The 25,064-nt window shown below is 73.8% G+C and carries 13 protein-coding genes; 5 read left to right on the top strand and 8 right to left on the bottom strand.

Annotated elements, in window-relative coordinates; genetic code table 11:
• Positions 1-79: 79 nt before the first annotated feature.
• The 4 genes from KGD83_RS20565 (at position 80) to KGD83_RS20580 (ending at position 4,177) form a co-directional block, all read left to right on the top strand.
• Positions 80-913 carry an alpha/beta hydrolase gene (locus KGD83_RS20565; protein WP_249351978.1) on the top strand — a complete coding sequence of 278 codons (834 nt, stop codon included), beginning with the start codon at positions 80-82 and terminating at the stop codon, positions 911-913.
• Positions 914-1,195: 282 nt separating this feature from the next.
• Positions 1,196-1,486, top strand: coding sequence for a hypothetical protein (locus KGD83_RS20570; protein WP_212640730.1), 291 nt, complete (start codon positions 1,196-1,198; stop codon positions 1,484-1,486).
• A gap of 264 nt (positions 1,487-1,750) precedes the next feature.
• A complete protein-coding gene (locus tag KGD83_RS20575; RefSeq protein WP_212640731.1) occupies positions 1,751-2,878 on the top strand; it encodes an MFS transporter in 1,128 nt (375 codons plus the stop codon).
• Between the two features lie 405 nt (positions 2,879-3,283).
• On the top strand, positions 3,284-4,177 hold the full coding sequence (locus KGD83_RS20580; RefSeq protein WP_212640732.1) for an alpha/beta fold hydrolase: 894 nt from the start codon (positions 3,284-3,286) through the stop codon (positions 4,175-4,177).
• Positions 4,178-4,222: 45 nt separating this feature from the next.
• Here KGD83_RS20580 and KGD83_RS20585 read toward each other — a convergent pair whose 3' ends face one another.
• From KGD83_RS20585 to KGD83_RS20600, 4 genes are all read right to left on the bottom strand, one after another.
• Complete coding sequence (locus KGD83_RS20585; protein ID WP_212640733.1) at positions 4,223-4,495, bottom strand: hypothetical protein; 273 nt, start codon at positions 4,493-4,495, stop codon at positions 4,223-4,225.
• Positions 4,496-4,547: 52 nt separating this feature from the next.
• On the bottom strand, positions 4,548-6,230 hold the full coding sequence (locus KGD83_RS20590; RefSeq protein WP_212640734.1) for a sodium:solute symporter family protein: 1,683 nt from the start codon (positions 6,228-6,230) through the stop codon (positions 4,548-4,550).
• Between the two features lie 622 nt (positions 6,231-6,852).
• On the bottom strand, positions 6,853-7,614 hold the full coding sequence (locus KGD83_RS20595) for a methyltransferase domain-containing protein (protein WP_212640735.1): 762 nt from the start codon (positions 7,612-7,614) through the stop codon (positions 6,853-6,855).
• Between the two features lie 25 nt (positions 7,615-7,639).
• A complete protein-coding gene (locus tag KGD83_RS20600) occupies positions 7,640-8,431 on the bottom strand; it encodes a thioesterase II family protein (protein WP_212640736.1) in 792 nt (263 codons plus the stop codon).
• Between the two features lie 261 nt (positions 8,432-8,692).
• Between KGD83_RS20600 and KGD83_RS20605 the strand changes: the two genes are divergently transcribed.
• Positions 8,693-9,874, top strand: a complete 1,182-nt coding sequence (locus KGD83_RS20605) for a cytochrome P450 (RefSeq protein WP_249351979.1) — start codon at positions 8,693-8,695, stop codon at positions 9,872-9,874.
• Here the strand turns inward: KGD83_RS20605 and KGD83_RS20610 are convergent.
• From KGD83_RS20610 to KGD83_RS20625, 4 genes are read right to left on the bottom strand one after another with little or no spacing between them, the layout of a single operon-like run.
• Positions 9,864-11,822 carry a Gfo/Idh/MocA family oxidoreductase gene (locus KGD83_RS20610; RefSeq protein ID WP_212640737.1) on the bottom strand — a complete coding sequence of 653 codons (1,959 nt, stop codon included), beginning with the start codon at positions 11,820-11,822 and terminating at the stop codon, positions 9,864-9,866. The genes KGD83_RS20605 and KGD83_RS20610 overlap by 11 nt on opposite strands.
• Positions 11,819-12,964 carry an NAD(P)H-binding protein gene (locus KGD83_RS20615; RefSeq protein ID WP_212640738.1) on the bottom strand — a complete coding sequence of 382 codons (1,146 nt, stop codon included), beginning with the start codon at positions 12,962-12,964 and terminating at the stop codon, positions 11,819-11,821. The genes KGD83_RS20610 and KGD83_RS20615 overlap by 4 nt, the downstream gene beginning before the upstream one ends.
• The gene (locus KGD83_RS20620) at positions 12,961-18,432 is read right to left on the bottom strand and encodes a non-ribosomal peptide synthetase (RefSeq protein WP_212640739.1); all 5,472 of its coding nucleotides are present in this window, start codon (positions 18,430-18,432) and stop codon (positions 12,961-12,963) included. The genes KGD83_RS20615 and KGD83_RS20620 overlap by 4 nt, the downstream gene beginning before the upstream one ends.
• Positions 18,429-24,980: a non-ribosomal peptide synthetase gene (locus tag KGD83_RS20625; protein ID WP_249351981.1), complete on the bottom strand. Its 6,552-nt coding sequence runs from the start codon at positions 24,978-24,980 to the stop codon at positions 18,429-18,431. Before KGD83_RS20625 ends, KGD83_RS20620 begins: the two co-directional genes overlap by 4 nt.
• Positions 24,981-25,064: the final 84 nt, after the last annotated feature.

Genomic DNA, 25,064 nt, shown 5'->3' on the forward strand with positions numbered 1-25,064 from the left:
GGAGCTGCGCGGCCCCCTGCTCCGTTCACCGGAAATCCCCGTACACCGGCCCTGGGCCCTGCGACTCACGCGCAGACTGATGGAAGACCTGGACGCCCGGGAACTGCCCGGCGTCACCATGGAACTCCCCGAGGAGGCGGCCCCCGGCGTACGGGTCTACCGCCCCGACGAGCAGCGCTCGGACGGCGCCCTCGTCTGGGTCCACGGCGGCGGTCTGGTCATGGGCCGCGCCGTGCAGGATGACCCGCTGTGCAACGCCACCGCCCGTCAACTGGGCATCACCGTCGTCTCCGCCGAGTACCGCATGGCCCCCGAGGACCCCTACCCCGCCGCCCTGGACGACTGCCACGCCGCCTGGACCTGGCTCCAGGACAACGCCGCCTCCCTTGGCGTGGACCCCGCGCGCGTGGCGGTCGGCGGCCAGAGCGCGGGCGGCGGCCTCACCGCAGCACTCGTCCAGCGGTTGCACGACGAGGGCGGCACGCAACCGGTCGGCCAGTGGCTGCTGTGCCCCATGCTCGACGACCGCACCGCCGCCCGGCGCGACCTGGACAGGGTCCGCCACCGCGTCTGGAACAACGAGGTCAACCGCTTCGGCTGGCGTTCCTACCTGGGTACCGAACCCGGCGCGGCCGCGGTCCCGCGCTACGCCGTGCCCGCACGCCGCGAGGACCTCAGCGGCCTGCCGCCCGCCTGGATCGGCGTCGGCGACATCGACCTGTTCCACAACGAGTCCCGCGAGTACGCGCACAGGCTGCGCGACGCCGGGGTGGACACGACGTTCCACCTGGAGCCCGGCGCTCCCCACGGGTTCGACTCCTGGGGCGCCGGGACCTCCATCGCCCACGACTACCTGGACAGGGCCCGGGCCTGGCTGGGCGAGGCCCTGGACCGGGAGCCGGACGGCTCCTGACACCCCGGTCCGGCCAGGCGCCCGGCCCCGGACGAGCACGGCCCCGGTCCGGCCCGGAGGACTCACCGCCTGGGGCACACGGAAACGAGCCGCGAGAACACCGCGAATCCGGACATGGGACGGTCTGAGGGGGCTACCCCGCGAACCGTGCGTTCTCACCCGCCCGACCGCTTGCGGACAGCGGGCGACGAACCCGGTACGCGGTGTCATGGACCCCGTTAGCCCCCGTGTTAGCCCCCGTGCCGAGGCGGCCGCAAGGGCCGCCCGACCCACGGGAGAACCGTGCGCCGCCTGGTCACCGCCGCCCCGGCCGCCAGCGCCGCCGTCCGTCTCGCCACCGCCACCGCCCACGCCGCCGCGGGGCTCCTGACGATCGGTTGGGACCGCTACAGCGACCCCAACGGCTGCTACTACGAACCGCACTACTTCCCCGCGCGGGTCGTGAACGAGACCGACACCCGGGCCTTCGTGTTCAGCGGCCCCGAGTGCACGGGCGACGTGGTGGCCGCCATCGAACCCGGGCAGACCCTGGACGTGCACGAGAGGGACAGCCCCGTCTTCATCGGCGGCTGACGCCCAGCGGCCCCGGGGCGGTGCTTCCTCCGCCCCGGCCCCTCCCGCCCGTGTGCCCGCGGCCGGTCCGCGACCCCGGCCGACGAGCGCCGGGCGGGCACCGTGTAGAACCGGATGGTCACGTCATCGGACGTCCCCGGGGAACCCCCAGCCCCCGGGGCTCCGCGGCGTCGGACGGGGAACACTCGGACGAGGGGGGAGAGAACGTTGGGAAGAGGCCGCGTCAGGGGGGCGTCGTGGCTCTGGCCGCTGTTACTGAGCGTCATGTGCACCCACACCGCGCTCAACCTCGCCCGTCCCCTGGTCTCTTACCGGACGATCGCCCTGGGCGGTGACGCCGTGGCGGTCGGGCTGGTCACCGCCGCCTACGCGCTGCTGCCCCTGCTGGTGGCGGTCCCGCTGGGGCGGGCGACCGACCGGTCCCGGCGCACGGCGTGGATCGTCGGCCTGGGCGCCGCGGTGCTCGGCGCGGGCTCGCTGCTGCTGGCGTACGGCACGGACCTGTTCGCGATCGCCGCGGCCAGCACGGTGCTGGGCATGGGCCACCTGCTGTGCATGGTCGCGGGTCAGGGGCTCATCGCGCGCCTGGCCGCACCGGGGAACCTGGACCGCGACTTCGGGTGGTTCACCGCGGCGGCCTCCCTGGGCCAGCTCGTGGGCCCCCTGCTGTCGGGCGCGATGCTGGCCGACGCCTCTGGGGACGCGCTGCTGTCGGCGACCTCCGCCGCACTGCTCCTGGCCGCGGTGATCGGCGGGCTGGGGCTGGTGCCCATCCTGGCCTTCGTCCGGGTGCGCATGCCCGCGCCCTCGCGCGAGAAGGGCTCGGAGAGGACCCCCGCGCGGGAACTGCTGCGCAGGCCGGGTCTGCCCTCGGGGCTGTTCGCCAGCCTCGCGCTGCTCTCGGCCGTGGACATCCTCACCGCCTACCTGCCGCTGGTCGCCGAGAACCGCGGCATCCCGCCGATGGCGGTCGGCGTCCTGCTGAGCCTGCGCGCGGGGTTCTCGCTGCTGTCCCGTCTGGTGCTGTCCAGGCTGGTGCTGCGGTGGTCGCGCGAGACGCTGATCGCGGTCAGCGCCGGGGCCGCGGGCCTGTCGATGGCGGCGGTGGCCCTGCCGGTCGGCAACGTGTTCGTGCTGGGGGCGGTACTGGCCGTCGGGGGGTTCCTGCTGGGTCTGGGGCAACCGCTGACGATGTCGGCGGTGGCCACGGCCGCGCCGGAGGGCTCGCGCGGGGCCGCCCTGGCGCTGCGGATCTGGGGCAACCGGCTCGGGCAGGTCGGAATCCCGGCCGTGGGCGCGGGGTTCGCGGGCGCGGTGGGCGCGCCCGGGGCGCTGTGGTTCGCGGCGGTGGTGCTCGTGGCGTCGGCGGTCACGGCGGCCAAGCAGATCTGAGCCGCCCCGGGACCCGCGGGGCGGGCGGGTGGCGCGAGGCGTCAGATTCGCGGGCGCTCTCCCGACCACGCGAGTCTGGCGTGCGGCGCAGGGAGCCAGGTGCGCGTGGGGCACGTGAGCAGCACGAGTGGCCAGCCGTTGGGAACAGATGAACAGCGCGAGGCGTCGGGCGCGTGCGGGACTCGTGAGCCCGTCCGAGTGGCCCGGGGCGTGCGAGACGGGTGGTCGGCACAGACGTCACGACTGTGCTCTCCCGTCCCGGGGCCGGGCCCGGGTACCGCCTCGGCGCGAACGCACAGGTCGCGCGCTCCCTCTGTTCGAACACCCCCCGGGGGCGTACGATGGGCAGTTAGGTGTGTCGGCAGTCGGGTCCACCAACCCGGCGTCTCCACGGAACCAGGCAACGTGAACCACCCCGCCCCCTCCCCCGCACAGCGCGTCTACCGTTCCCGGACCACCAAGCAGGCCGTCCACGACTGGTGCTGGGACAGGCTCAACGCCCAGCCCCTGCTCGCTCCGCTCGCGACCGTCCCCTGTTCCCTGGGCGTCACCCGCGTCTTCACCGCCTCCGGAGGCCCCGGCGTCCCGGTCCTCGTGCTCCCCGGATCGGTCCTGAGCACGGCCACGCTCCTGGACGCCGTCCGCGTCCTGGCCGAGGACCGCCCCGTCCTGATCGCCGACCCGCCCGGACAGCCCGGGCTCAGCGACGGCGTCCGGCCCCTGGTCGAGCGCCCGGCGTACTACGGCGGCTGGCTGGACGAGGTGCTGCCGCAGATCACCGACCGCCCGGTCCTGGTCCTGGGCCACGGCATCGGCGCGGCCATCGCGCTCTCGGCCACCCCCGGACCCCTGGTGGCGGGGCTCTGCCTGGTCAACCCCGGCGGCCTGACACCGGCGTCCGGCGGCACCGCCCTGGCCGCCGCCCTGGTGCGCTGGAGGTTCCACCCCGGCGCCCGGTCCAGCTCCGCGCTGCTGCGCGCCATGTGCGGCCCCGGCACGGCCGGGCCCCGGGACACCACCCTGCTGGAGTGGACGACCCTGGTCGGCCGGTCCTGCCGCGCGGTCAACGCGCTGCCGCCACGGCCGCTGCGGGCGGAGGCCCTGCACCACTGGCGGCGGACCCCGGTCAGCGTCGCCACCGGGTCGCACGACCCCTTCTTCTCCCCCGACCTGCTGCACAGCCCGGCCCTGCTCTTCCTGGACGCCCCCGTCCACACCGTCGGGGGCGCGGGTCACCTCGCGCTGCACGAACGCCCCGACCTGGTGCGGGACCTGCTGCGGGGGTTCCCGAACGCATGAGGCCCCGGGCGCGTCGCGCGCCCGGGGCCCGTGTGACCGCGCGGGTCAGGCCTCGGCGTCGGGGCCCGGCTCCTCGGGGGCCCTGAGCGGCTTGACCAGCGCCCAGCCGCCCATGAACACGGCGAAGGCGAGCATGCCCAGGCCCGACCACAGGTTCAGGTTCGTGCCGCCCTGCTCGATCTCCTCCGGCGAGGTGAAGAACCCCATGACGGTCAGCACGACGCCGTAGATCGCGAACAGCAGCGCGATGATCGTGCGGATGTCGAAGACCCGGGAGGCGGTGCGGCCCTTCCTCGTTCCGGGGCTGTCAGCACTCATCGGATGACCTCCTTGCCAGCTTGTCTCAGCACGGTGCACCTCTCGGGGTCGCTCAGGCGAAGATGATGTTCAGGACGATGACGAGTGCCAGGGCGATCCCGGCCAGCAACCCCGGTCGGCGGTACCAGCCGGAGTCCTCACCGGTGGTGGAGGCCTTGCGCGACTCGCGCGGGGTCAGCGAGTGCACCAGGCCCACCAGCTCGGAGTCGGGCTTGGGCCGGGTGAACATGGTGACCACGACGCTGACGAGGATGTCGACCACGAAGGCCGCGCCCGCGCCGACGAAGCTCGCGCCCTGCGCCGACAGGGCCAGCACGCCGGTCTCGGCGAGCAGGAACACGCCCACGGCGGCCAGGGTTCCCGCAGCCAGGCCGCTCCAACCGGCGTGGGGCGTCATCCGCTTCCAGTACATGCCGAGGATGAACGTGGCGAACAGCGGCGCGTTGAAGAACGAGAACAGCTGCTGCAGGTAGTCCATCAGGTTGGAGTAGCCCGAGGCGATGAACGCCGTGCCCACGGCGCCGACCGTGGCACCGACCGTGACCCACCGGCCCATGCCCAGGTAGTAGGAGTCGGGCCGGTTCTTGACGACGTAGGCCTGCCAGATGTCGTACGTGAACACGGTGTTGAACGAGCTGAGGTTGGCGGCCATACCGGCCATGAACGACGCGAGCAGACCGGCCAGGGCCACGCCCAGCAGACCGTTGGGCAGCACGTCGCGCATCAGCAGCAGGATCGCGTCGTTGTAGTCGACGCCGGGGTTCTCACCGGCCTTGAGCTGGACCATCTCCGAGACGCTCACGCCCGCGATCATCCCGGGGATGATGACGATGAACGGGATGAACAGCTTGGGGAAGGCGCCGATGATGGGGGTGCGCATCGCGGCCGACATGCTCTTGGAGGCCATGGCGCGCTGCACCTCGACGAAGTTCGTCGTCCAGTAGCCGAACGCGAGCACGAAGCCGAGGCCGAAGACGATGCCGAGGACGCTCAGGAAGCTGTCGCCGAAACCGGTCAGCGCGTTGCCCGGCCAGGCGGAGAGCTGTTCGGCTCCCTGCGGCGAGGCGGTGACCTCCTCCACCAGGCCCGACCAGCCGCCGACCCGGTTCAGTCCGGCCAGGGTCAGCGGCAGCAGCGCCGCGACGATGACGAAGAACTGGAGCACCTCGTTGTAGATGGCCGCGGAGAGCCCGCCCAGCGCGGTGTAGCTGAGGACGATGGCGGCGGCCACCAGGAGCGACAGCCACAGGGGCCAGCCCAGCAGCGCGTCCACGATGGTCGCCAGCAGGAAGAGGTTGACGCCCGCGATCAGGATCTGGGCGACCGCGAAGCTGATCCCGTTGAGCAGGTGGGCGGCGGTGCCGAAGCGTCGGAGCATGAACTCGGGGACGCTGCGGACCTTGGAGCCGTAGTAGAACGGCATCATGACCAGGCCCAGGAACAGCATCGCCGGGACGGCGCCGATCCAGAAGTAGTGCATGGTCGGCATGCCGTAGTTGGCGCCGTTGGCCGACATGCCGATGATCTCGATGGCGCCGAGGTTGGCCGCGATGAAGGCCAGACCCGTCACCCAGGCGGGCAGGGAACGCCCCGACAGGAAGAAGTCGAGGCTGTTGGAGACCGAACGCCGGGCGATGAAGCCGATGCCCAGCACGAACGCGAAGTACACAGCGAGCAGGGTGTAGTCGACGGCGTTGGCGTCCAGACGCAGGGAGTCCTGTGCTAGCACGGTCACGTCGGCTGGTCCTCCCTCGACGCGGCGGCCCCTCCTTGGCAGGCCTGTTCACACCTTCGGACGTGATGCGCGCGGGTCGGCACCGGATCTCGGGCGACGAAGGACGCGGCGTCGCGAACCGGTACCCGTGTCTTCACCTCAGGACGGGGTGCGCCCATGTTCTTACTCCGTTCACGCATGTGCGCCGTGCACATGAGGACCATTCCCCACATTTTTCCACGGAACCAAACATTAACCATCAAGGTAAGCAACCATCTTGCACAAGCACCGGTGTGTCAAGGGTCTGGCGCCGCCCTGTTCGGGCGGCGCGTGCGGCCCCGCAGGGGGTCGCGGGCACCGGTGGGAGCGGCGTCGCGGGAGACCTTCTCCTGGGGAGCCGGGGGGCAGGGGCGCCTGTGCACCTACCCCGCCGGAACGCGCCTATCGTGTGCATCCGGCGCTGTTTCTCATGAAGTGCCGCCGAAGGCGGTGAGGCTGCGGGAGCGCAGGAGACAGGCCGGGCCGGGACGCGGCCCCTCGCCCGGGACGGGAGGAGGGGCCGGTCGGAGTGGACTTCTCGCGTCGGGCGAAGCGGGCGGCTCGGCCCGCCCCGGAGTACGGGGCGGACCGCCGACGGGACCGGTCAGCGGTCCCGGTCGGGCTCCGGAAAGGTGAGAACGCCGACCTCGGGGGCTCCGGGCAGGCCGGGCTCGCCGACCAGACGCCCGGTCATACCGGCCTCCTCCGCGAGCCCGGCGATGCTGAGGTTCTCCCACACGTAGGTGTCGCTGGTGCTGCGCACCAGCGTGTCACCGCGGAGGACCTTCCAGGTGGTCTCCCACCGAAGGACCTCGGTCCGGGCGCCCTCGACGGGTTCGGCCCGCGTCCACCATTCGTAGGTCTGCTCGCCGATGCGCTCCCGCAGCATGCGGAAGGGGGGAACGGCTCTGGCGGAACCGGTGCCCATGAGTTCCACGACGACCGGCGCGCCCGGCGGGACGTGTGCCCTCAGTCGGCGCCACAGCGCCAGCCTCTCGTCCCTGGTCAGGTGACCGACCACTCCGAAGACGACCACCGCGCCGACCCGGTCGGGCAGCCGCAGGCGTTGGGCGGGTTCGGCGCTGATGGTCACGCGTCGGCGCAGGTCGTCGTCGCCGACGACCCGGCTGGTGAGCATCGCCCGCATGGGGGTGGACGGTTCCGCGGCGATGATCGGGGCACTCGGCAGGGCCTTCGCGATCACTTCGGTTATGCGGCCGGTTCCGGCTCCGATCTCGACGACGGGGCCGGTGCCGGGGACGACCCCGGCCAGCGCCTCGCGCAGCGGTCCGGCACTGGTGCGCACATGGCGTGCCGCGACCATCTCGTAGAACTCGGCCGAGGCCGTGTAGTAGTCGGCGACCATGGTGATCTCCCTCGTCGTAGTGGCGTCAGGGTGTGCTGGGCCAGGCGGGTGGCGTCTCGGTCGGTGCGTGTCCCAGGGCCCGGGCGACGGCCGCCGCGACCGGACGGCGCTGTTGCGCGAGGAAGAAGTGGCCGCCCGGGAACACCTCGGTCGTGACCTCAGCGGTCGTCGTGGTCCGCCAGGTCGCCGCGGCCTCCTCGGAGCACTCCGGGTCCTGTGCGCCGACGAAGACGTGCACGGGCATGTCGAGCGGTTCCGCCCGCGTGGGCCGGTAGGTCTCGATCAGCCGGTAGTCGTTGCGCACGTAGCGCAGGACCGCGGTCCGCAGCTCCTCGTCGGCCAGGACCTCGGGCGGGGTGCCGCCCAGCCGGGTCAGGTCGGCCGCCAGCTGCTCGTCGTCGCGCAGGTGGACGTCCCCGGGCCTGACGTGGTGGGGCGCGGGCCGCCCCGAAGCGAACAGCCGGACCGGGGCCGGGATGGCCCTCCGACGCGCCTCCACGGCCACCTCGTAGGCCACGGCGCTTCCCATGCTGTGGCCCAGGAGCGCGTAGGGGCGGTCCAGGAGGGGGTCGAGCGCGTCCACGACCGAGTCGACGACCTCGGACATCGTGTCGACCATGGGATCGCCGAACCGGTCCTCGCGCCCGGGGTACTGCACGGACAACGCCTCGATGCCGGGTGGCAGCAGGTACTGCCACGGCCGCAGCGAGGAAGCCGACCCCCCTGCGTGGGGCAGGCAGACGAGCCGCACGTCCGCGCGCGGGCGGTGCTGGGGCCGGCGCAGCCACGGGCTGATGGGCGGATGCCGCAGGTCCATGGGAATTCCACTCCTCGCGATATCTTCCGATGAAAATAGAATGGCTTTTAATGGCGCCGCCATTGGCGGAACCGGTGACATCGGTCTCGGACAGCAGATTTCCAATCGGGTTGGAAATCGGATCCGCGCGTTGTAAAGTTATCAGTGAAGATCGGTCGGATTCCCCTTTTCCCCGATTTTTCCTGCCGTTTTTGAACCCTGCACAGAAGGGCTGGTGCGCGTATGTCCGACGCCGACGTCGCGAGGCTTCCGGGTTTTCCCATGCCACGCGAGTGCCCGTTCTCGGCACCGGGCGCCTACGCCGACCTGCGCGAGCGGGGGCCCGTGGCGCGGGTGCGCCTACCGACCGGCCGCACGGCCTGGGTCGTCACCGGATACCAGGAGGTCCGCGCGGTACTCGCCGACCCCCGCGTGAGCGCGGACATCCGCCGTCCCGGTTTCCCCGCACTGGTGGAGGGCGAACAGGAGGCCGGTACGAAGACGACGCCGTTCATCCGGATGGACCCGCCCGAGCACTCCCGGTTCCGCCGGATGCTGCTGGCCGAGATGACGGTCCGCAAGGCCCGGCGGATGCGCCGTGACATCCAGCGGATCGTCGACGACCGAATCGACGAATTGCTGAACTACGGACCGCCGGCCGATCTGGTGACCCATTTCGCCCACGTGGTCTCCAGCACCGTCATGTGCGAGCTGATCGGTCTGCGCCGCGGCGACCAGCTGTTCCGGCGCGTCACCGAGACCCTGGGCTCGCAGGTCTTCGGCGGGGGCGGCAGCACCGCCGAGGGCGCCAGCGAGGGCATCGGCGCCCTGGGCGCCGTGGTGGAGGAGGCCGTGCGCGCCAAGGAGGACCACCCCGGTGAGGACCTGCTGAGCCGACTGGTCCACGAGCGGCTGCGGTCGGGCGGGCTGACCCGGCAGGAACTGGTGACCACGATCAGCATCCTCATCGTCGCGGGCTGGGAGACCACCACCAACCAGATCGCGCTGAGCGTGCTCGCACTGCTGCAACGCCCGGACCTGCTCGACCGGCTGCGGCGCGACCCCGCGGTGCTCCCGCAGGCGGTCGAGGAACTCCTGCGGGCGCTGTCCGTGGGCGACTCCATCGCGCTGCGCACGGCGACCGAGGACATCGAGGTCGGCGGGACCGTGATCCCCGCCGGCGACGGGATCATCCCGCTGCTGGCGGCGGCAGACCACGACCCCGCGGTGTTCCCCGACCCCGGGCGGATCGACTTCGACCGCACCGGCAGGACCCACGTGGCGTTCAGCTACGGGATCCACCAGTGCGTCGGCCAGAACATCGCCCGCCTCGAACTGGGTGTCGCCATCGGCACCCTGGTCGACCGGATGCCCGGGTTGCGGGCGGCCGAGCCGTTCTCGTCGGTTCGCTTTCGTCACGACGGAATCGCCTTCGGACCGGAACGGGTGCTCGTCACGTGGTGACCGGACCGTCCCCCGGCGCCGTGAGCGTACCCAGGTAGGGCACGCTCGCGGCGTGGGGCTCGGGCGGCGGAGTGAGGCGCAGGCCGCACTCCCGGGCGAGCTGGGTCAGCTCCAGCGTGTACCAGAGGTACTGCTCCCGGACCTCGCGGACGGGCTCGCCCCCGCGGAGGACGCGCCACTCGGTGTCGAGGCGCATCCGGCCCGGACCGTCCGGTTCCCCGGACATCCACCACTCGTACCGCTGGTCGCCGAGCTCGGCGTGGCGCAGGAGGGTCGGGCGGATCGTCGTGGGCTCGCGCATCCCCGTCAGCTCGACCACGATCGGTGCCCCGGGCGCCATGCGCCGGGCCAGCCCCAGCAGGAGTTCGCGGCGCAGTTCGGGTTCGAGGTGGCCCAGCACACCGCAGAGCACGACCCCGGACAGCCGTTCGGGGAGGACTCCCGGCTCCAGCAGGCGCTCCGCGGCGTGGGGCAGGACGGTCACCCTCCGCGCGAGCCCGGGGTCGTCGCCGACCCGGGCCGTGAGCAGGGCGCGCATCCCCGCGGCGGGTTCGGTGGCGATCAGGCGGCAGTCGGGGTGGGCCGCCGCGACCTGCCGGGTGACCAGTCCGCTGCCCGCGCCGATGTCCACCAGGGGCCCGGCGCCCGGATCGATCCCCGCAAGGCACGCGACGACGGCGGGGCCGGTGCGGGCGGTGTGCTCGCGCGCGCCGAGGTCGAAGAACTCCGCGGCCTCGTTGTAGTCCGAAAGGTCCGCCGCGTGCGGGCGGGCCGGTCCACCGGCGGGGGCCGGGCGTGCCCCCTCGGGCCCGGGACCGGCGGACCCCGCCGTGCCCGGGGCGCCGGGTCCCGCGAGCACGGCGGGCGCCAGGGGTTCGGGCTCGGCGGGGCGGATCAGCTCCGGTGGCCCCAGACGGGCCATCAGGTCCCGCCAGACCGCGAAGACCGCGAGGTCGTGCTGGGCCGACCGGAGCGGGTCCCCGCCCGCGGCGATCGCCGCGGCGAAGCCGTCGAGGGCCTCGCCGATCGCCGCGGGCCACAGCTCCGAGAAGATGTCGGAGATCCGGGGCGGCGGGTCCGCCCGGTCCAGGACCGCCGACGCGGGCAGCCGGAGCGCCTCGGCTCCGGCCCCCGGCGTGAACACCAACCGGTGCCCGGAGTCGCGGGGGGAGTGCACCCGCGGGTGCCACAGCACGGGGCCGTGCGTGTCGGCCAGGGTCAGGACACCCCCTTCGGTGCCCACCGCCACGCGGTGCCAGAAGAGGGAGTGGTTGTCGCGGTCGCCGGGGTGGAGCTGGTTGTGCACCCGCAGCGTCAGCGGGGCTCCGGCGATGGCGCCGTGCAGCAGCCTCAACGGCGCCTCGCCGTTCGCCGCCGCGGCGACGTCCCCGGGAACCGGAGCCGGGTCGCCCAGCCGCCAGGGGCGCGTACCGCCCAGGGCCCGGGCCAGGATGTCGATCAGGGGGGCCAGGACGTGGACCGGGGCCGCCGCGTCGACGAACAGGACGCGCTGGAGCCTCCTCAGTCTGCCGGCCGCCTCGATGAAGCCGCGCACCGGGGCCACGTGCGGGTAGTGGGTGTTGACCCGGAACTGCCGGCCGGCCCGCCGGGCCGCGCGAAGGGACTCCGACAGCTCGTCGGGGTGCAGAGGGTGCTCCTGGAGCACGTGCACCCCCCTGTCCAGCAGGGTGCGCGCGAGCTCCGAGCCCCTGCCGCCCATGACCGCCGCGGGGACAGCCACGAAGGCGGCGTCGATGTCGTCGGGCAGCTCCTCCGGGGCGGTGTGGCAGGGCACGCCGTGCCGTTCGGCCAGTTCCCGGGAGTAGCGGCTGCCGGTGGAGAGGATCCCCGCCAGGGTGAACCCCGGGTGGCGCTGGACGGCGTCGACGTAGAGGCGGCCGAAGTTCGTACCGCAGACGACGGCGCGCAGCGGCGCGCGGGGGCTCACAGGGCACCGTCCTCGACGGCGGCGTCCGCGTCCCGGGGGGCGGGCAGCGCGGCGGCGTGCTCGTGGACCGCGAACTCCGCGTCCCCGTCGGCGCTGAGCGCCGCCACCGTGGCCTGCGGGTCCATCGCCTCCGCGGCGTAGTGCAGCCCCCTGCCGATACGGCCGGCCAGGACGTCCAGGACCGCGAGCGCCGCGACCGCGCCGGTGAGCCGGTAGCTGCTCTCGCTGTACACGACGCAGGTGCGCGCCCACTCCCGCCCCGAGAGGCCGAACACCAGGCGGTAGTAGGGCACGCTGCCCGCGGCGTCGACCTCGGCGGCGCGCCGGATGCGCTCGGTCACCGCGGCACGCTCCCCGGCGGTGTGCATGGGCAGTGTCGGCAGCGCGGTGAACAGTTCGCGCACCCGCGTTCCGGGGAAGACGTTGTACCAGTCGGCCTCGGCCAGGCCCATCCGCGCGGCCAGGCGCTCCACCTCGGCGGTCAGGAGCGGGTGCAGGGTGACCCGGTGGGGGAAGTAGGGCGCCTCGGCCCCCTCGACCACCCGCAGGGCCCTGTCGGCGCGGCGGCCGTGCCGCCAGGCAGCCAGGGGGCGGCCGAAGCGCTCTCCGCCGGACCCGCCGGTGTCGAGGGAGAGGACGATGTCGGCCGCCACGCTCTCGGTCGCGTGTTCCAGTCCGCCGGCGTAGCCGGTCATCCTGCGCGCCGGCCCCTTCGCGGGGTCGGCTCCGGCGAGCCAGGGGGGGATGAGACCGGCCAGGCCGGGGACGGTCCCGGCCGACAGGACGACGCAGCGGTCCGGCCCGACCCCGCCCGACTCCGTCAGGGACTCGTGGACGGGGTCGTCCCCCAGGACGTCGACGACGTCGGCGCCCGCGGCCAGCCCGGCCCGCACGACGGTGTCCTTGAGCAGGTAGCTCGGCCCGGCGCAGTTGACCACCAGGGCGCAGCCCGCGCTGAACCGGGCGAGCGAGGAGGGGTCCAGGGCGTCGACCCCGACGGTCTCGCTGCCCTCGGGCCAGGGGCCCGGGGGGACGGCGGAGGGACGCCGGGCGCCCAGGCGCAGCGGGCCCACGCCCGCTCCGGCCAGGGCGGCGGCGGTGTGGCGACCGACCGCGCCCGAGGCGCCGATGAGGCCGATCATGACGTCTTCCCTTCGATGATCTCGTGCAGGTGGCCGTCCACGGTGGGGACGTTCTGACCCGTCATGCAGGTGAAGTGCTCGCCGGGGATGTCGCGGGTGCGCAGCTCGCCGAGGCAGATGCGCGCCCAGTGGTCGGCGATGGTGTCGGCGCTTCCCGGGAAGGGGTAGGCGCCGTTGTGCCGCAGGAAGGTGATGTCGCCCGCGTAGGGTTCGGCCCGGTGCCGGCTCAGCGCGAAGATGCTCTGCTGGTAGGTGCGCAGCGCCCGCAGCAGGCCCTCGGGCTGGTAGGTGTCGGCGAGCTCGGGCGGCAGCGCCTCGCACATGCGCTTCACCCGGGCCATCCTGGGCAGCGCCTCCAAGGCCTCGAAGGAGGCCCCGACATCGGCGAACTCCCCGTCCAGATCGGCGATCGCGCCGTCCAGGACGGCCTCCGGAGAACGGTCGAGCAGGGAGGAGACCGCCTGGCCGACGCGGTCGGAGTCGGCGGGGAACCCGATACTGGCCTGGTCCATGCCCATCATGAGCGAGAAGGAGTACTCGGAGAGCAGTTCGTCGTCGATACGGAAGGTCGGGCTGTGACTGCTGATGACCGTGAGGCTCCGGACGGTGGCACCGGCCTCGGCGAGCCCGCGGGCCACCTCGGTGGCGATGACCCCGCCCACGCAGTAGCCGACGACGTCGACCCGCGTGTGCCCGGCGTCGACCAGGGCGCGTACGTACTCGGCGGCCGTACGGTCGATGAGCCCGTTCGGGTCGGCGTTGCGGAAGTCCTCGGGTGACGGCAGCTCCAGGCCCACCAGCCCGTGTCCTTCGGCGGAACGGGCGCGGAGCCGGGTGACCAGGGGCCGGTACGGCAGCAGGGTCCCCGTTCCGGCGTGCACGAGCACGGTCACCGGGGCGCCGGGCCGGGGCGCGATCAACTCCACCAGCGGCGAGTTCTCGGCCTCCTCCTCCGCTTCGGGGGCGGAGAGTTCGCGCAGGTAGGCCGCCAGGCCCGCGATGGTCGGCCGGCGCAGCAGGTGGCGCAGGACGACCTCCCACTCCAGGTCCCATTCGTGCCCGGCCAGCCCGTCGCGCAACCGCCCGACGATCCGGGCCACCAGCAGCGAGTCACCGCCCAGCGCGAAGAGGTCGTCGTCGCGTCCGATGCGCTCCGTTTCGAGCAGCTCGGCCCACAGGTCCGCCAGGGCGCGTTCGAGGTCGTCGCGGGGCGTCTGGTCACCGGCCTCCTCCGCGGAACCGGTTCCCAGCTGGAGCGACCGCTTCTCCAGCGCGCCGCGGTCCAGTTTGCCGTTCTCCGTTCTCGGCAGGGCGTCGACGATCTCCCAGTGCGCGGGCACCGAGTACTCGGGGAGCAGCTCGTGGCTGCGGCGCGTCAGTGCTTCCACCGCCACCGGGGCCTGCGCCGGTTTGGCCTGGACCAGGTACAGGTGCTGGCCGAAGGCCCGGGCCGTTTCGGGGTCCTCGGGGAACTCCGCGGCGAGCCGGCGGCCGCTGTCGCTGTCGTCGAGCAGTTCCCGCCACTGGTCGTGGCGGAGGAAGGTCTGCTCCCGCTCCCGGCGGGCGTCGGTGAACGGCCCCGCGTGCTCGGCCGTGAACTCCGCGGAGACGCGGAGCGCGTAGTCGTCGTCATCGGTGTTGGCCAGCAGGAGCATCCACCCGCCCGGCGCGACCAGGGCGGAGAGCCGGTCCAGGGCGGCGTGCGCGTCGGGGAGGTTGTCCAGGACGCCGACGCAGACCAGCAGGTCGACGGAGTTGCGTGCCAGTCCCTGCTCGGCCGGGTCCTGCGCGGGGTCGAAGGCCGCGCAGCGCACCCGGGGGTCGTCGGAGAAGTTCCGCTCGAACGCGGAGCGGTTCTGGGCCGACCCGTCGGTCGCCAGGTAGTCGACCGGGTGGTCGGAGAGGGCGGACAGCAGGTCGGCGGCCACTCCGCCGCCGCGCAGTCCGACCTCCATGACCCGCAGCGGGTCCGAGGTGTCGCGGGTCCGGGCGATCTCGGCGGCCGCGGCGGCCAGGACCGAACGCAGTGCCGAGGAGCCCGCGTTCTCGGCGTAGGCGGCGGTCAGCGCCCGCGGGTCGGCTCCGGAGAACGGCCGGGCCGCCGCCTCCTCACGGCCGGCGATCAGGTCGGACAGGTGCTCGGCGCTGGAGCGCACCGTGGCGAACAGCTCGGTGCTCCACCCCGCCTTGCCCTCGAGCCGGGCGGCCTCGGCCCAGGCGCGGGCGGTGGCCTGCGCGCCGGGGGCCCGCAGTCCGCTCAGCTTCCCCTGGGGCGTGCGCTCCAGGAGACCGGCGGTGACGAGCCCGTCAAGCCAGCGCCGTACCAGCCGGTGGCGTGCGGGGGCCGCTCCAAGAGCGTCGGACACCTCTTCCGGTGAGTACGCGCCGCCGTCGGCGAACACCGGCGCGAGCGTGTCGGCGACGGACGCCGCGGCCGCCTCGCTGAGCGCGGCACGGAACGCGGCGAGCCCCGCGGTGTCCACCCGCCGCCCGACCTCCTGGCCGGCCTCGCGGACGGCGGGGACCAGCGTCTCGGGGACGGGGAGGGGGGTGTCCAGGCGGGCGGGTTCGACGAAGGCCGTCAGGCTCTGTCCCGCGCCCGTGGGCGCGGTGCCGCGTCCGCCGGTGAGCACGACCGCGGCGGCGCCCACCTCGGGCAGCGACTCCACCGCCGCCTGGACGTCGCCGAGTTCGATCCGGTAACCGCGGATCTTGACCTGCTGGTCCTCGCGTCCGAGGAACTCGATCACCCCGTCGGGCCAGTAGCGGCCCATGTCACCGGTGCGGTAGAGGCGCTCCCCGGTTTCCGGGTGCCGGATGAACCGGGCCTCGGTCCGCTCCTGGTCGCCGAAGTAGCCCTGCGCCAGTCCGACGCCTCCGATGTACAGCTCGCCGACGACCAGGTCGGGGCAGGGGCGCAGCGCCGTGTCGAGGACGTGGAACGTCTGGTTGTCCATCGGCCTGCCGTAGGGGATGCTGCGCCAGGAGGGGTCGACCCGGTCGATCGGGTAGTGGATGGACCAGATGGAGGCCTCGGTGGCCCCGCCGAGACTGTGCACCGCCATGTTCGGGGCCCAGGACCGCACGGCCTCGGGCAGGGCGGTGGGAATCCAGTCCCCGGACAGCAGCGCGACGCGCAGGGACGGCAGGGGCGGGTCGTCGGCGCGCAGGTAGTCGTGCACCATCTGGAGCTGTCCCGGTACCGAGTTCCAGAACGTGACCCGCCTGTTCCGGACGGTCTCGATCCACTCGGAGGGGTCACCGCGGCGCGCGGGGTCCGGCAGCACCACGGCCGCCCCCACCGCCAGCGGGCCGAAGACGTCGTAGACGGACAGGTCGAAGCCGAGCTGGGCCAGCGCGAGGACGCGGTCGTCGGCGGTCACGCCGAACCTGCGGTTGACGTCGGTGATCGTGTTCAACGCCGCGGCGTGGCTGATCATGACGCCCTTGGGCGCTCCGGTCGACCCCGAGGTGTAGATGACGTAGGCCAGGTCGTCGGGTCCGGTGTCGGGCCGCGGCGCGGGACCGGGCACGGGAGGCAGGCCGTCGACGGCGACGGCCCTGCACCCCGGGGGCCACTCGCCCTCATCCGCCAGCCAGGACTGGGTCAGGACCACCGAGGTACCGGCGTCGGCGAGGATCGCCGCGCGGCGCTGCGGCGGCTGTGTGGTGTCCAGGGGGAGGTAGGCGGCTCCCGCGAGCAGGGTGCCCAGGACACCGGCGACCTGCTCCCACCCCTTCTCCATCGTGATCGCGACGAGGTCGCCAGCGCCGACGCCGCTGGCGCCCAGCGCCCGTGCGACAGCCGTCGCGTGCGCGACCAGCTCGCCGTAGGTCAGCGAGCGGTCCCGGTCGATGACGGCGACGCGCCGGGGGTCGCGCTCGGCCGCCGCGAGCACCCCGTCCTGGAGCAGGGCGCGCGGCACCGGGGCGGTGGTGTCGTTGACCCGCTCGCGGACGGCGCGGGTGGCTTCGGGCAGCTCGACGCGGGCCGCCTCGTTCCAGGCGTCCGGGTCCTCCGCGAGGCGGGTCATGAGGGCGGCGAAGGCGGCGAAGAGGTCGGCGGCGGTGTCGCCGCCCAAGACGCCTTCGCGGACGTCCCAGCTCAGGGCGAGTTCGTCGGCGCGTTCCATGACCTGGCAGTCGAGCCAGACCTGGGGGGTCTGGGTCTGGGCGTGGCGGATCGCGGCCGCGGGGCGGCGGGCCGCCGCGGAGCCGAGCGTGCTGGTGAACACGACCGGCATGAGCACGGTGTCGCCGTCGCTGCGACGGGTGAGGTCTGCCAGGACCTGGCTCCCGGTGTACAGGGAGTGCTCCAGGTCCTCCAGCAGGGTGTCGCGCAGGGTGGCGGCGCGTTCGGCGAACGTCTGCGCGGGCCGCAGGTCGACGGCGAGGAGCTCGACGGAGGTGAAGTCCCCCACGAGGCGGTCGACGTCGGCGTGCAGGGGCAGGCGGGTGAAGGTGGGGACGTTGAGCGTGAACCGGGGACTGCGGCTCCAGCGGCCCAGCACCTCGGCGTAGGCGGCCATCGCGGCGGCCGAGGCGGTGACGCCCGCGCGGACGGCGTTGGCTTCGAAGGACGCGCGCTGCTCGGCGCTCAGCACCTCCTCGAAGCGCCGGAAGGCGCCGACCCGCCCGCCGTCCGCGGGCAGCGGCAGGTCGGGCGCGGGGGGCAGGGTGGGCAGCCGCCGGGTCCAGTAGTCGCGTGCCCGGTCGTACTCGCCGGTCAGGGTCTGGTTGCGGCGCGCCAGGACGTAGTCGCGGAACCCGATCTCCGGGGTCTCGCCCTCCCGGCCGTGGTACGTGTCCTCCAGCTCGGACAGGACCAGCAGCAGGCTGGCGTAGTCGACGATGAGCTGGTCGATCGACAGGTGCAGGATGAGTTCGTCGTCGCAGCGCGTCATGCGCAGCTCGAACAGCGGCGGCACGTCGGTGGGGGGAACCCTGGAGGCCAGCTCGCGACGCACCAGGTCCACGCGCGCCTCGACCTCGGCGGGGGCGGCGCCGCGCAGGTCGGCGGTAGGCACCGGCTCCTCCGGGATCCGCGGAAGCACTTCCTGGAAACCGTCGGGGTGGACCACCGCGCGCAGCATGCCGTGGCGGCGCACCACGGACCACCAGGAGTCCTGGAGCCGCCGCGGGTCGGTGTCGGCCGGGAAGGAGAGTTCCACGTAGACGTGGCAGGCCACTCCGCCGTACCCGTAGGCGCTGCCGCGGCCGACCAGGTAGGCGGCCTGGATGTCGGTGAGCGGGAAGGGGGTGTGGGCCTCCTGGGGAGCGGGGGTGATCCGGGCGGCGCGGCGGCGCGCGGTCAGGTGGGAGAGGACGTCGGCGCGGTTCTCGCGCAGCAGGGCCTTGCGCTCCTCGGTCAGCACGCCCTTGGGGGCTCGGAACCGCAGGGCACCGCCGTCCTCCCAGAGCCGGATGCCGTCCTTCTCCATTTCGGAAACGATCTGATGGGCGTTCACAGGACTCCGCTTTCTTCGTCGTCGCGGGAGGCGAGGGCGTGGTCGACCTGTCGTGCCAGGTCGGCGAGGGTGGATGCGGTGAGGAACGAACGGACCGAGATCTCGACGCCGAACTCCTCGCCCGTGGCCGTGACCAGGCGCAGCGCGCTCAGGCTGTCGCCGCCGGCGGCGAAGAAGTCGGCGTAGCGGTGGTCGGCCCGCGCGCCCAGGAGCCCGGTCCACAAGGCGGCGATCCGGACCTCGGTCTCCCCCGTGGGCGGACCCGAGGCGGCGTGCTCCTCGGTGACGGCCGCCTCGGCCAGCGCCCCGCGGTCGACGGCGCCCGCGGCGGTCAGGGGCAGGCGGGGCAGCCGGGTGATTCGGGCCGGCACGGCGAAGGGGGGCAACAGGTCGGCCAGGTGCCGGGAGAGACCGTCCGCCTCCTCGCCGTCGGCGGTCGCCATGAAGGCGTGGAGCCGCCGTTCACGTCCCTCCCCCACCGTGACCACCGCCGCGTGGACGACGCCCGGGTGCGACTCGACCGCGCTCTCGACGGCGCCGAGGTCGACGCGGCGGCCGCTGAGCACGGCCTGCGGCTCGGGGCCGAGGAACCCGACCGTGCCGTCCGGCAGGTACCGGGCCCGGACGCCCGCCGGGCGGAGGCGGCCGGACTGGTCGGCGGGACCGCCGATCCAGAGGTCGCCGATCACCTGGTCGGGGCATTCGCGGCCCGCGGAGTCCACGACGCGCAACCGGTGGCCCGGCAGGGGCGTCCCGGACGGCGCGGAGCGGTCGGCACCGCCGTCGAGCTCGACGGCGCTCGCCCAGCCGGAGACACCGCGGCCGCCGTACAGCGCCACGAGCGCGCCTCCACCGCCGGTGGCCCCGCGCAGGCGCTCGGGCAGGCCGGTGCTCACCCGGTCGCCGGAGACGAGCGCCAGGCGAAGGCCTCGCAGCGGCGCCCCCTCCGCGGTCGAGGCCGCCGCGATCAACTCGTCGAGCAGCATCGGCGGGCCGTTCCACACCGTCGCGCCGTGCTCGGCGGCCAGCGCGACCGCGGTGTGCGGGTCGCCCGTCCACTCGGGGCCGGGGCACACGAGTGCGCCGCCGACGCCGAGCGGACCGAACACGGTGAACGCGTCCACTCCGGCCGCCGGGGGGTCGACCGCCAGCACCCGGTCCCGCGCGTCGACGCCGAACCTCTCACGTACCGCCGCGATCGTCGCCGCCGCGGACCGGTGCTCGACGAACTCGACGGCGGGGTCCGCCCCGTCCTGACCGGCTCCGACGGTGACGTAGGCCGGTGCTCCGGGGTCGGCGGCGACCGCGCCCCGCAGGGGTTCGGCGGCGGTCAGGTCCCCGATGTCGGCCCGGTCCGGGCCGTCCGCGCGCCCGGGTCCGACGATCACGGTACGGGCCCCGGCCGCCCGCTGGCCGTACTCGCGCCGCGCTCGGGGCTCCCCCGGGTCGGTCAGCAGGTAGGCCGCGCCGACGGAGAGCACTCCCAGGATCGCGACGACCCGGTCGGCTCCGGAGGGCAGGGCGACGGCGACGACGTCGCCGGGGCCCACGCCCCGCTCGGCCAGGCCGCCCGCGACCCGGGCCGCCCGCGCGGCGAGCCCGCCGTAGGTGAGGGGTTCGTGCTCCGGTGGTCCGAGGACGGCGGGCAGGTCCGGCCGCTCCTGCGCCCGACGCAGGACCTCGCCGTGGAGGGTGCCCTCCGGGACGGCGGGGACGGCGCCCCGAGCGCTGAGCCGCAGGTCCGCCTGGGCGCGCGGCAGCACCGGCGGGGCGGCCGTGTCCCAGTCGTTCTCGGCCAGCCAGGCCAGCATCGCGTTGTAGGCGTCGAACATGGAGTCGAGCACGCCGGGACGGAACAGCTCCTCGATGGCGTCCCAGGTGACCATGACACCGCCGTGGGACTCGGTGACCTGGTTGTCCAGGAGCACCTGCGGGGTCTGGGAGATGCCCCACACCTTCTCGGGGAAGCCGTCGGAGAGGTCCTTGACGGTGCGGTCGCCCACTCCGACGGAGCTGCTGAAGACCACGGGCATGGCCGCGTCGACCGCGCCGGTGCGCTTGGCGAGCTCCTGGAGCAGCCAGGTCACGGAGGCCTCGCGGTTGTCGAGGTCCTCGCTCATGACGCGCTGGAGGCGGTGGGCGGCGTCCGACCAGGGCTCCCCGGGGCGCGGCTCGTATCCGAGCAGGGAGACCGAGGTGAAGTCGCCCATGATCAGGTCGATGCGGGGGTGGACCGGCTGCCTGTTGAACAGGGTGAGGTTGACCGCCACGTCCGGGTGGTCGCTCCACGCCGACAGGACCTCGGCGTAGCAGGTGAGCAGGACGACCGACGGTGTCAGACCGTGTGCCCGGGCCTTGTCGGTGACCGCCTCCCACGACTTCGCGTGGAAGGGGCGCTGGCGCCGGGTGAAGCGGGGGTGCTCCACCGTGGAGGGGTCGGCGACCAGCGGGAGCGCGGGTGCCGGGGGCAGCGTCTGGAGTCGGCGCGTCCAGTGCCGGCGCGCCTGCTCGACCGCGTCGGGGTCGGGTTCGGAGTGCAGGACGTAGTCGCGGAAGGAGACGTCGATCGGCTCCAGCTCCGCCTCGGGGTCGCTGTAGAGCCGGTCGAGCTCCCCGTACAGGGCGATGATGGACGCGGCGTCGAGGACGATGTAGTCGAGTCCGATCGCCAGGCGCGTGCGCGTCGCGCCGCCGCCGGGGTAGCGCACCGCCCGCAGTTCGAACAGGGGCCACCGGGTCAGGTCGATGCTCAGGTGGGAGGACTCCTCGCGCAGCCCGGCCAGGACCTTCGCCGCCTCCTCCTCGGAGTCGACCTCCGTGACCGTCACCGTGACCGGTGGCGCCTGCGGCAGGATGCGCTGCCTTCCGTCCTCGTCGAAGACGGCGCGAAGCATCTCGTGCCGGTCCACCAGGGCCGCCCAGACGCGTTCGAAGCGGTCGAGGTCGAAGTCGGCGCCGTCGAACTCGCTGTAGTGGTAGGTGCCCACGCCCCCGAGGGAGAGTCTGCTGTCGCGCCCGATCCAGAACGCCCTCTGGACGTCGGTCATCGGGAAGGGCTCGTGGCGGTTGGCCGGGTCGCCCTCCCCCAGGGCAGCGTCGGTCGACGGTTCCCGCCGGGTGAGCGTGGCGGCGAAGTCGGCCAGCGCGGGCGAGGCGAACAGGCGCGCGACCCGCGCGCCGCCCACGCCCCGTTCCCGCAGGGCGCCGATCATCCGGGTCGCCAGCAGCGAGTCACCGCCCAGGGCGAAGAACCCGTCGTCGCGCCGGACGGCCCCGACGCCCAGGAGTTCGCCCCAGACCTCGGCCACCACGGTCTCGGCCCACCCCCGCGGGGACCGGTCCTCGGCGGGGTCGCCCTCGGACGCGCGGCCGGTCGCGGCCGCCGTCAGCGCCTCGGCGCGCCGCCGGTCGAGCTTGCCGTTGGCGGTCAGGGGGAGCTCGTCCACCAGCACGGTCTGGGAGGGGACCATGTAGGAGGGGAGGTTGCGCTCCAAAGCGGCGCGGAGCTCCGCCTCGGCCGCCGGGCCCGTCGCCCCGGCCGCCACCAGGGCGAGCCTGCGCGGCGTACCCGTGACGAGCGCGACCGCGGCCCCGACCACCGGACACGAGGCGGCGGCCGCCTCGACCTCGCCCAGTTCGATGCGGTGTCCGCGTAGTTTCACCTGGTGGTCGGCGCGGCCGAGGAATTCCAGGACGCCGTCGGACCGGTAGCGCGCACGGTCTCCGGTGCGGTACCACCGGCGTCCCCGGTCGGTCACGAACTTGTCGGCGGTGCGCTCGGGGTCGCCGCGGTAGCCGCTCGCCAGTCCCGCGCCGCTGACCCACAGCTCGCCCGCCACCCAGTCGGGGCGGTCGCGGCCGCGGTGGTCCACGACCCGGGCGCGCATGTTGGGCAGCGGCTTCCCCCACGGGATCGAGGCCCAGGAGGGGTCGACCCGGTCGACCTCGAACACCGTGGAGTGCACGGCGGCCTCGGTCATCCCGCCCAGGGCGGTGAACCGGGCGCCGGGGACCAGGGCGCGCAGGCGCGCGGGCTGGTCGAGACCGACCCAGTCACCGCCGAGCAGCACGAACCGCAGCTGGTCGCCGAGGCCCTCGGGACGCGACTCGGCGGCGGTCAGCACCATGTCGAGCAGAGCGGGCACGCAGTTCAGGAGCGTGACCCCGTGCTGACGGATCATCGTGACCCAGTGGTGGGCGTCGCGGCGGGACTCGTCTCCGATGAGGACCACCGAGCCCCCCGCGGACAGGGGGGCGAAGAGGTCGTAGACGGACATGTCGAAGTCCAGGTCCGCCAGTGCCAGGCCGCGGTCCCGCGGCCCCACGTCGAAGTGGTCGTTCAGCGCGGCGATGGTGTTCACGGCCGCCGCGTGCGCGACCTCCACGCCCTTGGGAACCCCGGTGGAACCGGAGGTGAAGATGACGTAGGCGGTCGCGTCGAGGGGCTGCCGGAGCCGCGGAGGGGCGGGTGCGCACCGGTCCGCGTCCTCGATCCGCACGACCGGCGTCCCCTGTCCGACCCGTGCCGGGTCGGTGAACCGGTCGGTGTGCGCGGAGTCGGTGAGCACCGCCGCGGCGTCGGCCGCGTCCAGGACGCGCGCCGTCCGCTCCGCGGGCTGTTCCACCCCGACGGGGATGTAGGCGGCGCCCGCGCCCAGGACTCCGAGCACCGCGGCGACCTGGTCCACGCCACGGGGCAGGCTGACCACCACGGCGTCGCCCGGTGCCACCCCCGCCTCCGACAGCAGCGCGCTGACACGGCCCGCGCGGTCGGCGAGCGCGGCGTAGGTCACCGGTTCACCGGAGTCGGGGACCAGCGCGACGGACTCCGGATTCTCGTGCGCGGAGCGGAAGAAGCCCTCGTGCAGCCGTTCGGTCACGGCCGGCGCGTCGGTGGCGTTGACCGCTTCGCGCACGCGCGCCTGGGCCTCGGGCAACGGCGGGTCCGCGGGCCTGGTCCACGCCGAGGCGTCGTCGACGAGGTCTTCGACGAGGTCGCGGTAGGCCTCGAACGCGGCTTCGGGAACGCCGGGCTCGAACGCGCGGTGCCGCACGTCCCAGTTCAGGAGCAGCCCGCCGTCGAGTTCGGTCACCTGGGCGTCCAGCCAGACCTGGGGCCCCTGGGAGATGATCCACACCGGGTCGCCGAACGCGTTCCTGACCTCGGAGTCGTAGATCTCGCCCAGGCCCAGGGCGCTGGTGTAGACGACGGGGGCCAGGGCCGGCACGCCGTCGGAGGCGCGGGAGAGGTCCCGGAGCACCTCGACACCGGAGTAGGAGCCGTGGGCGGCCGCCGCGCGCAGGCGGGTCTGCACGTGGCGCGCGGACTCGGCGAAGGTCCGCTCCTCGGTGAGGTCGACGTCGAGCAGGATCGAGCTGCTGAAGTCGCCGACGAGCGATTCGGCCCCCGCCAGGTCCAGGTCGCGGTGGAACAGCGGGAGGTTCAGCAGGAATCTCGGGGAGTCGCTCCAGGCCCCGAGGGCCTCGGCGAAGGCGGCCGCCAGAGCGGCGGCGGGGGTGACCCCGTGGCCGCGTGCGGCGGCGACCAGCCGTTCCTTGCGCTCGGGGGCGAGCCAGTGGTGCAGTCGGGTGGTCGGGTGGAAGCGCGGCGAGGAGGAGTCCGGGTCGAGCGGGTCCACGACGGTGGGAAGGGCCGGCGGGGCGCTCAGCGACTCCAGGTGCCCGCTCCACCAGGCGCGGTCCTCCTCGCGCTCCCTCGCCCGGGTGGTCTCGGCCGCGCTCAGGTAGGCGCGGTAGTCCAGGGGGATCTCCGGGAGTTGCGCGCCGGGGTCGGCGTAGAGCAGTTGGAGGTCGCGCAGCAGCACCCGCATGCTCGCGGCGTCGGCCGCCAGCATGTCGAGGTCGATGTGCAACCGGGTGGCGCCGCCGGGGCGGAGCGTCAGCGCGAGGTCGAAGACCTCGCCCCGCTCCACGTCCATCCGCCGATGGGTGTAGTACTCGCGCAGCTCGGCGAGCACCTGGTCGACCCGTTCGGCCGTCTCCTCGCGCAGGTCGCGCACGGTCAGCGCGGGCTCGGGCCGGCGGTCCAGGACGCGCTGGCGGCCGTCGTCGAGCACGGTGACGCGCAGCATCCCGTGGCGGCGGCGCAGCGCCGTCACCGCGGCCTCCAGGCGCGTGGCGTCGACACCCGAACCGTCGAGCTCGGCGTAGAAGTGCGCGCCGACCCCGCCGAGGGGCTGGCCCGGCTGGCGCCCGATCCAGTAGGCGTGCTGCATGGCGGCGAGCGGGAAGGGGCCGCCGGGGTCCTCCGCCTCGGAGCCGGGCTCACGGGCCGGGTCGGCCGGTGCCAGGAGCCGCTGCCAACCGCGCAGGGTCGCCGCTTCCGCGAGTTCGTCGAAGCCGACTCCCAGGCCGGCGCGCCGCCACCGCGAGGCCAGGCGCATCAGGGCGATGGAGTCCATGCCGAGCTCGAACAGGTCGTCGTCCGGGCCGACCTCCTCCGGGGGGATGTCCACCAGCGCGGCGACCGCGGCGCGCAGCTCCCCTTCCGTCGTGGGCACCGTTGGCGGATCGGCTGGCAGCGACACGCGTGATCGTCTCCTTGACTCGCAGCGGGCTTCGGGGGCCGACCTGAACCCGGTGGGAGCCGGGGGTCGATGGCTTGCTTGAAA

Source organism: Nocardiopsis akebiae, from assembly GCF_018316795.1.
Taxonomy (GTDB): domain Bacteria; phylum Actinomycetota; class Actinomycetes; order Streptosporangiales; family Streptosporangiaceae; genus Nocardiopsis; species Nocardiopsis dassonvillei.

Coding starts and splice junctions, on each gene's coding strand:
- KGD83_RS20575 (WP_212640731.1), top strand. CDS start 1,751: ATGTGCACCCACACCGCGCTCAACCTCGCCCGTCCCCTGGTCTCTTAC.
- KGD83_RS20605 (WP_249351979.1), top strand. CDS start 8,693: ATGCCACGCGAGTGCCCGTTCTCGGCACCGGGCGCCTACGCCGACCTG.
- KGD83_RS20615 (WP_212640738.1), bottom strand. CDS start 12,964: ATGATCGGCCTCATCGGCGCCTCGGGCGCGGTCGGTCGCCACACCGCC.
- KGD83_RS20585 (WP_212640733.1), bottom strand. CDS start 4,495: ATGAGTGCTGACAGCCCCGGAACGAGGAAGGGCCGCACCGCCTCCCGG.
- KGD83_RS20600 (WP_212640736.1), bottom strand. CDS start 8,431: ATGGACCTGCGGCATCCGCCCATCAGCCCGTGGCTGCGCCGGCCCCAG.
- KGD83_RS20565 (WP_249351978.1), top strand. CDS start 80: ATGGAAGACCTGGACGCCCGGGAACTGCCCGGCGTCACCATGGAACTC.
- KGD83_RS20595 (WP_212640735.1), bottom strand. CDS start 7,614: ATGGTCGCCGACTACTACACGGCCTCGGCCGAGTTCTACGAGATGGTC.